Annotated in this window: 13 protein-coding genes; 12 read left to right on the forward strand and 1 reads right to left on the reverse strand. The window is 37.2% G+C overall.

The window, feature by feature from the left end:
- From BLP57_RS16975 to BLP57_RS18130, 7 genes are all read left to right on the forward strand, one after another.
- Positions 1 to 847, forward strand: an 847-nt coding sequence (locus BLP57_RS16975) for an HNH endonuclease (protein ID WP_304456039.1), incomplete at its 5' end; no start/stop codon positions are given.
- A gap of 80 nt (positions 848 to 927) precedes the next feature.
- The gene (locus BLP57_RS16980) at positions 928 to 1,965 is read left to right on the forward strand and encodes a helicase (protein WP_092073418.1); all 1,038 of its coding nucleotides are present in this window, start codon (positions 928 to 930) and stop codon (positions 1,963 to 1,965) included.
- 80 nt (positions 1,966 to 2,045) lie between these two features.
- Positions 2,046 to 4,802: a YodL domain-containing protein gene (locus BLP57_RS16985; protein ID WP_092073421.1), complete on the forward strand. Its 2,757-nt coding sequence runs from the start codon at positions 2,046 to 2,048 to the stop codon at positions 4,800 to 4,802.
- 1,059 nt (positions 4,803 to 5,861) lie between these two features.
- Positions 5,862 to 6,131 carry a type II toxin-antitoxin system RelB/DinJ family antitoxin gene (locus BLP57_RS16990; RefSeq protein ID WP_015528461.1) on the forward strand — a complete coding sequence of 90 codons (270 nt, stop codon included), beginning with the start codon at positions 5,862 to 5,864 and terminating at the stop codon, positions 6,129 to 6,131.
- Positions 6,119 to 6,403 carry a type II toxin-antitoxin system YafQ family toxin gene (locus BLP57_RS16995; RefSeq protein WP_330389506.1) on the forward strand — a complete coding sequence of 95 codons (285 nt, stop codon included), beginning with the start codon at positions 6,119 to 6,121 and terminating at the stop codon, positions 6,401 to 6,403. Before BLP57_RS16990 ends, BLP57_RS16995 begins: the two co-directional genes overlap by 13 nt.
- A 156-nt stretch (positions 6,404 to 6,559) precedes the next feature.
- Positions 6,560 to 6,787 carry an aspartate/glutamate racemase family protein gene (locus BLP57_RS18925; RefSeq protein ID WP_155203107.1) on the forward strand — a complete coding sequence of 76 codons (228 nt, stop codon included), beginning with the start codon at positions 6,560 to 6,562 and terminating at the stop codon, positions 6,785 to 6,787.
- Between the two features lie 87 nt (positions 6,788 to 6,874).
- The gene (locus tag BLP57_RS18130) at positions 6,875 to 7,048 is read left to right on the forward strand and encodes a hypothetical protein (RefSeq protein WP_160113855.1); all 174 of its coding nucleotides are present in this window, start codon (positions 6,875 to 6,877) and stop codon (positions 7,046 to 7,048) included.
- Between the two features lie 22 nt (positions 7,049 to 7,070).
- Here the strand turns inward: BLP57_RS18130 and BLP57_RS17005 are convergent, their stop codons facing one another.
- Positions 7,071 to 7,589, reverse strand: coding sequence for a nitroreductase family protein (locus tag BLP57_RS17005; protein ID WP_015528463.1), 519 nt, complete (start codon positions 7,587 to 7,589; stop codon positions 7,071 to 7,073).
- A 219-nt stretch (positions 7,590 to 7,808) separates the two neighbouring features.
- On the opposite strand from BLP57_RS17005, the gene BLP57_RS17010 reads away from it, so the two are divergent.
- From BLP57_RS17010 to BLP57_RS17035, 5 genes are all read left to right on the forward strand, one after another.
- On the forward strand, positions 7,809 to 8,141 hold the full coding sequence (locus BLP57_RS17010) for a winged helix-turn-helix transcriptional regulator (protein WP_015528464.1): 333 nt from the start codon (positions 7,809 to 7,811) through the stop codon (positions 8,139 to 8,141).
- Between the two features lie 337 nt (positions 8,142 to 8,478).
- On the forward strand, positions 8,479 to 8,823 hold the full coding sequence (locus BLP57_RS17015; protein ID WP_092073427.1) for a cupin domain-containing protein: 345 nt from the start codon (positions 8,479 to 8,481) through the stop codon (positions 8,821 to 8,823).
- A gap of 10 nt (positions 8,824 to 8,833) precedes the next feature.
- Complete coding sequence (locus BLP57_RS18625) at positions 8,834 to 9,979, forward strand: maltose acetyltransferase domain-containing protein (protein ID WP_207646721.1); 1,146 nt, start codon at positions 8,834 to 8,836, stop codon at positions 9,977 to 9,979.
- A gap of 20 nt (positions 9,980 to 9,999) precedes the next feature.
- On the forward strand, positions 10,000 to 10,833 hold the full coding sequence (locus BLP57_RS17030; protein ID WP_092073430.1) for a Cof-type HAD-IIB family hydrolase: 834 nt from the start codon (positions 10,000 to 10,002) through the stop codon (positions 10,831 to 10,833).
- A 127-nt stretch (positions 10,834 to 10,960) separates the two neighbouring features.
- A complete protein-coding gene (locus BLP57_RS17035; RefSeq protein ID WP_175443011.1) occupies positions 10,961 to 11,989 on the forward strand; it encodes a radical SAM protein in 1,029 nt (342 codons plus the stop codon).
- Positions 11,990 to 12,124 lie beyond the last annotated feature (135 nt).

Consider the following 12,124-nt stretch of genomic DNA (forward strand, 5'->3'; position numbering starts at 1 on the left):
TAAGAAAATAAAAGAAGATTTTAAGAATTTTCTCAAAGAACAATTACAGTTGGAGCTATCAGAAGAGAAAACGCTGATTACCAATGCCCAAAAAAGTGCGAAATTTCTCAGTTATGAAATCAGAGTACGGCATAGCAATCTAACCAAGAGAGATAAAACAGGCAAGCTCGTTCGTAATTACACGGGCAGAATTGTACTGGAAGTTTCAAGTGATACAATCAGGAAACACTTGATTGATACAGGTGCTATGAAGTTAATCTACCATAATGGAAAAGAAATTTGGAAACCCAAGGCAATATACAGATTGAAAAACTGTGATGATCTGGAAATACTCGACTACTACAACAGTATGATACGAGGTTTTTACAATTATTACTGTATAGCCAATAACAGCTCAATCATCAACAGCTACAAGTATATTATGGAATACAGTATGTACAAAACCTACGGCACAAAATACAGAACATCAATTTCAAAAGTAATCGGAAAATTCAGAGCAGGAAAAGATTTTGCTGTAAAGTTCCGTAATTCCAAAGGAGTTGAGAAAATGCGAGTGTTTTATAACGAGGGTTTTAAACGGCAGAAAAAAGCATTCCAATCTAATGCAGACTTAGTTCCAAATACAATCAAATATTTCAGCAGTACAAAGCTAATCGACAGAATAAAAGCCAGAGAATGTGAGCTATGCGGAAAAACTAATACTCCCATAGAAATTCATCATGTTCATCGGCTTAAAGATTTACAAGGTAAAACTTTTTGGGAAGCTCTTATGATAGCGAGAAATCGCAAAACAATAGCTTTGTGTAGAGAATGTCATAAGAAATTACACTGTGGACAGTTAAATTGAGTTTATAAATGGAGAGCCGTATACAGTGAGAGTTGTAAGTACGGTTCGGGGGCGAGTATTTGGAAACCTACCATAGCAATATGGCAAGGCGCTGGGTACTTAGCCTACAGAGGGAAGGGCGTATTATCCGTCAGGGAAATCATAATAAAAAGGTTCATATCTTCCGGTATGTAACTGAATCCACATTTGACAGCTACATGTGGCAGTTGATTGAGAACAAGCAGAAATTCATTTCTCAGATTATGACCAGCAAAGCACCTGTGCGAAGCTGTGAAGATGTGGACGAAGCGGCACTTTCCTATGCAGAGGTCAAAGCTCTTGCAACCGGAAATCCAGCAGTAAAAGAGAAGATGGCATTGGATGTTGATGTGGCAAAATTAAAACTTTTAAAAGCCAACCACATGAATAACCAGTACCGCCTGGAAGATGATATTGCAAGGAATTTTCCACAACAGATTGCAAAACTGACAGAAATCATTGACAGCTACAAGGCAGACATCGCTCATTACTCAGAGCATAAAATCACAGATCCAGAGCAGTTTACTATGGAGATTGGCGGCAAAGAGTTCACAGAAAAGAAAGAGGCAGGAGCAGCACTTCTGGCGGTATGTAAAGATATTAAAGCTGTAGATGCTGCGATGGATATCGGAAACTATCAGGGATTCAATATGAGGATTCAGTTTGATGGATGGAGTAAAGAATTTATTCTATCTGTCAAACATGAGGCTGTCTCGAAAGTTCATCTTGGAGCAGATGCACTTGGAAATATTACTCGTATCAACAATCTGTTGGACAGTTATCCAGAGAAGCTTTCAGAAGCACAACAAAGACTGGAAACAGTATATGAACAGCTTGCAAATGCAAAAGAAGAGGTTGGAAAGCCATTTCCAAAAGAAGAGGAGTTGAACCAGAAACTGGAGCGACTGTCAGAATTAAATGCATTGCTCAATATGGATGAACGGAAAGATGCAGAAACAGAGGTGTCTGAATCAGATGAGAAAGAAGAAAGACCGACACGTGGTTCTATCCATGAAAAACTGCAGATTTATAAAGAAAAGAGTCAGCGGGAAAGTGAAACTGGCAAGGAAAACAGAAAACGGGACTTCGGTCTGGAATAAATAAACAGGAAAGATGGCATAATTTGGTAGAAGAAGGTTCTGCCTGTTATGCCATTTTTTAGAACACAGGAGGAATTTGAATGGCGAGAAATATGATAACAGGAAAAGAAACGCAGAAAATGCAGGAATATACGCAGGAACGGATTGCTCAGGCAGAGCGTAGAGATATAGAATTTTCAACAGATGTAAAAGAACAGATTTTTGGATATGCGAATCTGATCGGCGAGGAAGAGAAAGTTAGGAATTTGGTAAGAAATCTGGCAGATGCAGTGAGTCAGGCAGATCAAGAAGGTGTAGAGGATTTGCTGGATGACGCAAGAATGGATATTCAAGAACTGCTGGATCCAACCATAGGTAAGCTGGAATTACGTGACTATGGATATACAGCAGAAGATATGGTGCCACTTAGAAAAGAAGCAGCCTTGGATTATCACAGAATGGGTTCTAAGATTTATTGCCTTGGAAGTGATGGCAGTAAAGGTGAATATGCGAGTAAAGAAATGATACAGGCACACGACGGTTTGTTTGGAATGGAATTGCAGATGTGGGAACGGATAAAGGATAACAACCTAGATTATGCAGAAGAAAATTTAGGAGCATTTCAGGAGCCTATGAGTGTCATTGAGCAGGAAGAAGCACTGAAATTATACGATGCAGGAGCAGATATCTATCTGATCACTAATTTTTCATCACCGATGTATGTCACAGAACGTATGGAAATTGAACGAGGACCAGAGCATTATCAGATGTCTATGACAGAACTGGAGCGTTTCCGTAACCTGGAATGGAAAATGCAGAAATATCCACAGATTCAGTCATTGAAAGAAGCAAACCTGTTGTTAGGAACAAGAAGGGTATTTGGTATTTATCAGATCCGGGATGATTCACCGGGCGAAAACTATGCTTTTATGAATATGAGTTTTATTGAAAGTCATGGTATGCAGATAAAAAAAGAAGATTATAAGCTGGTCTATGTTGGTGAATTATCAGGAAATATGTCACTGGATGATATTTTTGAAAGGTTCAACATTGATAGACCGGAAGATTTCCGTGGGCATTCCCTGTCTGTCAGTGATATCGTAGTTCTGAATGACGGGGAAAAAGTAACTGCTCATTTTGTAGACAGTATCAGTTTTGAACAGCTAGATTCTTTCCTGAATCTGGAAGAACAGGTCCTTAGTGAACTGGCATATGAGGTAGGAGAACGTTACTTTGCTATTCAGAGAACAGAAGAAGGATATGATTATTCCTTTTACGATGAAGATTTCCGCTTGATGGATGGTGGCGTTTATGAGAATGATGAAATTTCTATTGAAGAAGCGGCGGAGGAACTTTTGGAAGACGAAGGCTGGACTGGAGAACGCATCCGTGGAGATTATGATCGGTTGATGGAGAAAGTAGAAGAAATGGATGAAGTTGTAATGGCAGAGATTCAGAAAAGCCAGGGCGAATATAAGCCATTGGCAAAGGTGGAGGAACTGGAAGAGGCCAATTATAACATGATTGATAATGTACTTAATAATATGCCACCGAAGAAAGAAGCATATCTGGAATACTTTGCGGCAGAATGCGATGAGTTCCATGATATGGGAGCTCATGAAAAAAGTACCGATGTTAATCAGATAGCTGCAGTCTATGAAAAATACAGGGAGCATCCAAAAACTGCGTATCTGGGATGCTCAATGGGAATTATTTATCGTGATCCAGAAGATAGTTACTACGATGATACTGAATTTGCAATTGTAAAAGGAAATACAGTACTTGGAAATCTGATGGACGATGTTCGATTTTATGGAGAACTTGCATTGGTACGGGAAGGGATTGAGAAAATTCATGAAGCATTGCCGGACTATAAGTATATACCGATGCGAGATGTTCGGGAAGCAATGTATCCAGAGAAGATGACCACAGAACAGCTGGCAGAGGCACTGGATGAGATTGCAGAAGCGTTTGATCCATATGAGTATCGGGATAATGTGGAGCTGGGAGAAAATACGGTACAGGAAGTAATGCTGGATTTACGAAGTGGAAATATTCATTCCTATATTTCGTATCTGAAGGATATCGTAGACGAAGAATGTGACCAGTCTGTGCGTGCAGGTGTATTGATTGAAAGACTGAAAGCCTATGAACCTGAACTTCCAAAGGATATGGAACCAATGGTGTATGTAAACTATTGTGAAGAAAGTGATCTCATGAATCCAAGATGTCAGAAGTTGTCCGAGCTGGATGCAAAAACAGCAGAAATGGATAAAGAATGGTATACAAAACGTGATCCGAAGACAGACGAACCTGCGAAAATCGCAAAGATATATGTGACTGTATATTATGCTGAAAAAGGTGAACAGAAGCTGCATCATTTCAAGAAGTCAATGGATATTGGAAATGGACATGGCGGTATTGTAAGTCAGTTGAAGTATAACAATGAAATGAAGCTTACAGATGAGTATTGGATCAATTACCAGAAAGGCAAAGGAAGTGAAGAGTTCCAAAAGTATATGGAAGATCTGACAGACATGCAGAATCATGTACTTCCGTATCTGCAGAGCTTTTGCAACCTGGAAGAAAAAGGTGTGAAGGAGAGACGAGAACAGCAGATAGCAGAAAGAAATGAAGGAAGAGTAGATGAGCGTGGAACAAGTACCGAAGCGAATGCAGTGGTTAAGGATACAGGAAAAGTAGATAGAAAACTGGTACAGCAGAAGCAGGCGGTAGCTGGAAAAGATAAGAAATTATCCATTCATGAACGCCTTGAGATTAATAAGAAGATTATTCAAGAAAAGCAGGGAAAAGATAAGCCGGAGAGAGGGGCTGATTTGGGTGTAAGGACGGTGTAGTATTAAGATAGAATGGAGTCGGAGGTCACGGATAACAATGTGGCTTTCGGCTTTTTGTTTTGAATGATTTGTGCTTCAAAGTTTTATGTGACAAATGAAACAACCTATGATATTATAATTGCTACAGTAGATATAAGGATCGTGACCTGTGTATCAAATTCGCAACAGATTATGAGAATCTCTACGGATATGCTCATGGTGTTGTAAAAACTAAGAAACAGAAAAAAGAAGCAGATAACAACAGGCGGTATGCTGCATATTATAATCAAATATGTATGATTTAAGCGTCAAAATCCCTTTTTGCCGAATTTAGTCATAATATATTGTTGTAATATGTGAAGAAAATATACTAAATACAGTATCCTTGGTTATTAAATTACCCTTTTGACGCTCTAATCATATGTATGGGAACTGTATATCCTATTGAAATAGTGCGTTAAGTTAAAAAGTATATTCATAATAAGAATACATACCTGAAATCTGAAATTGATAATAAATATATTCCAAACCGTACTACACCATTATCAGAAAGTGAGCGAGAGTATGTCGAAAAATTGAAATTTCAACTTAGAGATGAAGCACCAATTGGTAAACTTCTGGAATCGTTGGGAGTTATAGCGGAACAATGGGGAGAATCTGATCCACTGGATATGGATGAGAACTTAGTTCACGAAGAAACAGCATTTGTGAAATCTGATACTATCAGTGCATAACTTCTGTTAATCAGAAACATGAACGGAGGTCTTTTTATAAGACTTCCGTATAACCATCCCTATCTCTCACAGAATCAATTTTATGCTGAGAATCCTTATATATAACCTTAAATTTCCAACGAAAACCATGCACCCTAACAACTTTACCCTTAAAGCATTTGCGTTGAAATTTGATGGTTATTTCTCTTATATATAATGAAGAAACGAGTATAAGATGACTGCTGCAGATACCGATGTTTATATAAAGAGGGAAAAGATATAATCCTTGAAATAATGCATAGTATTGACAATGCATTGCATAAACTATATAATGATAATATAAATAGATTAGAAAGTAGGTGGATTTATGGCAAATGTATCAATTAGAATGGATGATAATTTAAAGAAACAAGCAGAAGATCTTTTCAATGATTTAGGTATGAATCTGACAACTGCATTCACAATTTTTGTAAAACAGGCAATCAGAGAACAGGGAATACCATTTGAGGTTACCAGAGAAACACCTAATAGTGAAACAATATCAGCAATTAATGAAGTACAGCAAATGAAACAGAATCCTTCTCTTGGAAAAGCATATACAGATGTGGACAAGATGATGGAGGAATTATTAGCATGAAATATACGGTTAAGCCGACCAGTAAGTTTCAAAAAGACTTAAAACGTATTCAGAAACGTGGATACGATATGAGATTAATGACTGATGTCATCAAAAAATTGGCAAATGGTGAAATATTACCGCCGAAGAATCGAGATCATAATCTTTCAGGAAATTATAGTAATTGCAGAGAATGTCATATTGCTCCTGATTGGTTGTTGATTTATGAAGTCTATGAAGATGAACTATTCTTATATTTAACAAGGACAGGAAGTCATAGCGACTTATTTTAATGCAGAGTAATGTGATCACAATTTAATATGAGACAGAATGAAAGCCCTCGGGAGTCAATCTTGGGGGCTTTTGGTGTGTAATATAAAATTTATTCGTCTTCTGGAAGAATAACGTTATTTTCTTTAGGATGCGGCTATAAAGTTAGAAATAGCGGGGTGGATTTTATTGCTATTTGTTCAAATACAATGCATAAGTGCATCCCTGCTATCAGAGAAAAAACGAATATACCATTGTTACATATAGTAGATGCTACAGCCAAAGAGATGCTTAAAAATAATATTGATTCAGCATTATTATTAGGGACACGTTTTACTATGGAAGAGGAGTTCAATATAAAAAGATTTAAAGAAAACGGTATAAGTATAATTGTACCAAGACGCTAGCGCGTCGGCTAGCCCCAAGTACGTGAATCTACTACTTTTTTATACGAAAAACTGAGAAAATTTGAGGGAAAAACTGCCTAGAAAAAAATGTGGCCGAAAAAATCCAGACAAGGATTTTTTACGGCCAAAAATAGAAAGCATTTATTAAAATTAAAATATCCTGAACAAGTTGCAGAGCCGGAAAGCCCTATAACTGTCAGGATATTTTTGTTTGATGCTGTCAGCTTTAAAAAACGTTATTTACCGACAGCCCCTTTATAATAATTTGTAGTAAGGGGAAGAATTAGAGAGTTTCGAATGTAACAGTCTGATTCAGAGCCTTTCTAGTCTGTGTATGTCTATCCGGAGACTGTGGTTTATCTGCCGCGTAACCAATGGCAAGGATATTAACCGGTACAAGGTTTTCCGGCAGATTAAAAGCGGCGCGGATAGCTTCAGGATCAAAGTAAGTAATCCAGCAGGAACCTAAACCTAACTCGGTAGCTGTCAGCATCATATGGTCTGTAACGATAGAAGCATCGATGTCTACCATATTTTTACCATCAAATGGACGCACCCATGCTGTATCAAGATCAGCGCATACAAGCATTACAAGGGGAGCGTTATAGGTGTTAGCGCCTGCACTGAATTTCTCCAGATTTTCGGGATTTTGTACAACCAGGATTTTCTGAGGCTGCATATTTGCTGCAGTTGGCGCACAATGTGCGGCTTCGAGGATTGCATTAACCTTTCCCTGCTCAACAGATCTTTTTTCATATTTACGTACAGAATATCTTGTCTTAATAGTATCTAAAATTGTCATGATAATTCTCCTTTTTTGATTTTGATAAATATAAAATTGTAAACCAGCAACTATATATTGGCCAATTAGAAATATCCTTGCAAGAATAAATTGAAGTTGTTGGAAACTTATGCTATTATTATAACAACAATTGTTCGACTGACAAGTACGCACTTTAAAGTGAAATAATATGAAAAAAGTAAATTGGTATAAAAAAGATACTGTGGAGGTGATTTGTTTATGAATACATGTTGTAGTAGCAGTTATCACTGTCCGGTTGAAGCAACTTTGGATTTAATCGGAGGAAAATATAAATCACTAATATTGTGGCATCTTATAGGTAAGACATTACGCTTTAGCGAAATCCGTGCATTAATTCCCCAAGCAACACCGAAAATGCTGACGCAACAGTTAAGGTTATTGGAAGAAGATGGATTGGTAAACAGAAAGGTATATCCTGTTGTGCCGCCTAAAGTGGAGTATAGTTTAACAGAATTTGGAGAAAGCATTATCCCGATTTTGAATGCTATGTGTGATTGGGGAAATGATTATCTTAATAACAGCAAAAAATAGATAGGGAATATTTGAAGAAGTATAAGAAAAGCCTCTCGCTTTACTTATACTTCTTTTTTATGGCGCGAGATTGTTAAAATCGTAGATCAGACAAAAAAAATCGTAGAAGAATCAAAACATCTTGAAATTAAATATTTTTCAGTTATATAATCCGTGTCGAAAATACGGAGGGAACTGATAGATGTATTTTGGATTATCAAGTGGCAAGATATATTCAAAATGATATAACCGATGCGCATGGGTAAGTATTTATATAGGTCAGCTCTTAGTTGTATTTATATTATTACAAATTAAAAGTAAGCTATAACTGTTTTACTGAAAATTGGAGGAAAGTATTATGGTAGTGAAATCGAATAATATGGAAAAGCAGGTAAGGTCTGAATTGAAAGGTGGAAAAGGGGATATTCATTTTCTCAATTGCGTAAGCAAAGATACTATCCCGAACTGCCGGCTCTTGTCCTATATGACAATTCCACCGGAAGGTAGCATTGGAGAGCATGAACATGTAGAAGAGACTGAATGCTATGTTATCAAATCTGGAAAAGGTGTGGTTATCGACAATGGCAAGAAGATTGACATTTCTGCTGGTGATGTAGTGATAACAGGAAATGGAGATGTTCATAGTGTTATCAATACGGAAAATGAAGACTTAGAAATTCTTGCATTTATTGTTTTGAATTAGGAGGCAGAATATGAAAACAGAAAAAGAAAAGATGCTGTCTAATGAATTGTATAATCATAAGGACGCGGAACTTACAAAGGAACGTAATCATGCATATGAGTTAACCTTACGTTATAACCAGACGAAGGATGACGAAACAGAGCTGAGAACATCTATCTTGCAGCAATTAGCCGGCAAACTTGGTAATAATGTAGTAATAAAACCGCCTTTCCAGTGCGACTACGGATATAATCTTATCTTGGGCGATAATGTTTTCATGAATTATGGCTGCTCAATTTTAGATTGTAATGTGGTGGAAATTGGAAACAATGTACTGATGGCGCCAAATGTACAGATTTATGCCGCATATCATCCGACAGATCATACACTACGGTTAAAAGATTTAGAATATGCAGACAGAGTGAAAATTGGCGATAATACCTGGATAGGTGGGGGCAGTATCATTTTGAATGGAGTTACCATAGGAAAAAATACTGTAATTGGAGCAGGAAGCGTAGTTACAAAAGACATTCCTGATAATGTTGTAGCAGTAGGAAATCCGTGTAGAGTTATTAAGCGGCTGGATAAAGAGAATGTCGAGAACGGAAAACGTTTGAAATTTACAGACTTTGCGCACATTAATATTGTTGTAGACGATATTGATGAAGGGATAAAATATTACGAACAGCTTTTAGAAGCAAAGCCTATACAGATTTTCCGAGAGTTCAGTAATATTGGATTTGCTAAGGCAGCAGGTTTCCTCGAACATCCTGAACTTGTGAAATTGAGTATTGCGTTTATGGAAATTCCGGGAACTAAGCTCACACTGGAGTTAATGGAATATTATGAACCGGTAACAACAGATGCTAAGCATCGAGAGGATGTTAATAAGATTAATGGTGTAAGGCATGTTGCATTAGAAATTCAGAATATTGATGAAGCCTTTAAATATATCAAGACATGTCCGGATATTACATTGATCAACCCATCGGAGCAGTACGGACCATATAAGATTGATGATATTACTGCTGATGAAGTGCAGTTTTTTGAAGCTGATATGGAAGCAGACGGTAATATTAAAAAGCAGCTCTGTCAGACGATTAGCAATACATATTATTTCTATTTCATTGACAAATATGGTGTACAGTGGGAATTTGAACAGGGACATGATTATTAAGATATGAGGAGTGTTTGATTATGATTGAATACAAAGCAGTAGCAATGGATTTGGATGATACATTGTTGACAAGTGACTTGCAGATTTCTGAAGAAACTAAGCAGACTTTGCTGCAATGTCAGAAAGATGGGATGCATGTAATTTTGGCATCAGGAAGACCAATTTATGCAATTGAGAAATATGCAAAAGAGTTGGAACTGGAGAAATATGGTGGCTATATTGTGGGCTTTAATGGGGCGGCTGTCAGGGATTGTAAAGCAAAACGTATGATTATGCAGCGCAACCTTCCTATGGAATATATTAAAATGCTGTATAATTTAAGTGTAGAGAATGGAGTTTACATTCATACATATGTTGGGGATGAGATTGTTACTCCGCAGAACAACCAATATACAGAGGTTGAGGGAGAACTGACTGGAATGCCTATCAGAGAAACAGAAGATTTTGTAAAAGCTGTAAATCAGGAAGTAGTCAAAGTGCTTATGCTCGAAAATCCGGAATATTTAAGGAATGTTTATGAGAAACTCAGCCATGAATTAGGGGACAAACTTAGCCTTACTATTTCAAAACCGTATTTTCTCGAAATTATGGATAAGGGCATTGAGAAAAGTGCAGCTTTGCTTCATATCTGCAATAAGCTTGGAATAAAGACAGAACAGCTGATCGCTTTTGGCGACAGCTATAATGATTTGTCTATGTTGACCGCGGCCGGACTTGGTATTGCGATGGGAAATGCGCGAGAAGATGTAAAAAAACAGTCAGACTATGTAACAGATGGGAACAATGAAGATGGCATTGCAAAGGCGTTATGGAGATTTGTTTATAAAGAAACGCAGTGTTCTTTGATCGCTTAGTATTGCAAAAGTGCATTACTTTCTGTGAGGGAGTAATGCACTTTTGGTATATAAATATACTTTAAAGTGCGTTCTTCTTTTTAGAAATGCAATAAATTATAATTGATTTGAAAGGATGTGTTTAAGAATGATAGATATGGAATTAGGCCCGATCAGACCACCTTCAGAAGCGGAAAGTCTGATGCTGCGGGTAACACGAGGTTGCCATTGGAATAAGTGTTATTTTTGTGATCTGTATAAGAAATACAAATTTTCAAGAAGAAGATATGAAGAGATTGAAGAAGATTTGAAAAAAGCGGCTGATTCTGAATATGCACAAAATTATACAACTTGTTTCCTACAGGATGGAGATGCATTTGTACTACAGACGGAATTTCTGATGCAGATTTTGGAAGGTATTCATAAATACTTACCCAATATAAAACATGTAACCACTTATGCGCGTGCTGATAGTATTGCCAGAAAAAGTGTGTCAGAATTGCGGGAATTAAAGACAGCAGGTATAGAACATGTGTACTGTGGTATGGAAACTGGATCGGACCTTATTTTAAGAAAAATCAATAAAGGTTTTGATGCAGCCACAATTATCATTAGTGGTACGAAAGCAAAAGAAGCTGGAATGGTGTTATCAGAGTTTACACTGTTTGGGATTGGAGGGAAGGAACTGGCAGAAGAAAATGCGGTTGAAACTGCAAAAGTTTTAAATGTAATAAAGCCTGATTTTGTACGTGTCCATGCAACGGGAATAAAGCTTTCATCAGAGATGTGGAATTATGTAAAAAACAAAGAGTTGACGCTTCAATCTGAGGAAGAAATTGTATCAGAGCAGAAAATTATGTTAGAGTTATTAGCAGATGATATGGATTGCATTTATATGAATGAACATATTGTTAATCTGCTGTTGGAAGTTCGGGGAAATATTAGGACAGATAAGCAGAATATGTTGGAAACAATTAATACATATCTGCAGTTGCCGAAACAAGAGCAGGAATTGTTTAATTTGGGTCGCAGATTGAATATTATGTTCTTTTTGGCTGATTTAAATAATAGAGCCAAGCGGAAGCAAACAGAAGAGGGATTAAGAAAAATCAAGACTCAAAATCCTGATTTGGATTTAGCATTTGTTTGTAACTATGTTAGACAAACACAAATATAAAAGCAGAGCAGTTGTTCACTTTGAGATGACAACTGCTCTATTTTTATAGTGCGCCCGGCGGTGCACGTTTCTAACGGGTTAAAGTCCCGAATCCGCCCGGTAGTGGGAAGGATATAGCCGAAGGCAAGGGTGTCC

Origin of the sequence: Blautia sp. SF-50, from assembly GCF_900101315.1 — a bacterium.
Classification (GTDB): Bacteria; Bacillota; Clostridia; order Lachnospirales; family Lachnospiraceae; genus Blautia_A; species Blautia_A fusiformis.

What these genes read in the sequence shown, in the direction of transcription:
- BLP57_RS16980 (WP_092073418.1), top strand. Translation starts at nt 928, where the DNA reads ATGGCAAGGCGCTGGGTACTTAGCCTACAGAGGGAAGGGCGTATTATC.
- BLP57_RS16985 (WP_092073421.1), top strand. Translation starts at nt 2,046, where the DNA reads ATGGCGAGAAATATGATAACAGGAAAAGAAACGCAGAAAATGCAGGAA.
- BLP57_RS16990 (WP_015528461.1), top strand. Translation starts at nt 5,862, where the DNA reads ATGGCAAATGTATCAATTAGAATGGATGATAATTTAAAGAAACAAGCA.
- BLP57_RS18130 (WP_160113855.1), top strand. Translation starts at nt 6,875, where the DNA reads ATGTGGCCGAAAAAATCCAGACAAGGATTTTTTACGGCCAAAAATAGA.
- BLP57_RS17005 (WP_015528463.1), bottom strand. Translation starts at nt 7,589, where the DNA reads ATGACAATTTTAGATACTATTAAGACAAGATATTCTGTACGTAAATAT.
- BLP57_RS17010 (WP_015528464.1), top strand. Translation starts at nt 7,809, where the DNA reads ATGAATACATGTTGTAGTAGCAGTTATCACTGTCCGGTTGAAGCAACT.
- BLP57_RS17015 (WP_092073427.1), top strand. Translation starts at nt 8,479, where the DNA reads ATGGTAGTGAAATCGAATAATATGGAAAAGCAGGTAAGGTCTGAATTG.
- BLP57_RS18625 (WP_207646721.1), top strand. Translation starts at nt 8,834, where the DNA reads ATGAAAACAGAAAAAGAAAAGATGCTGTCTAATGAATTGTATAATCAT.
- BLP57_RS17030 (WP_092073430.1), top strand. Translation starts at nt 10,000, where the DNA reads ATGATTGAATACAAAGCAGTAGCAATGGATTTGGATGATACATTGTTG.
- BLP57_RS17035 (WP_175443011.1), top strand. Translation starts at nt 10,961, where the DNA reads ATGATAGATATGGAATTAGGCCCGATCAGACCACCTTCAGAAGCGGAA.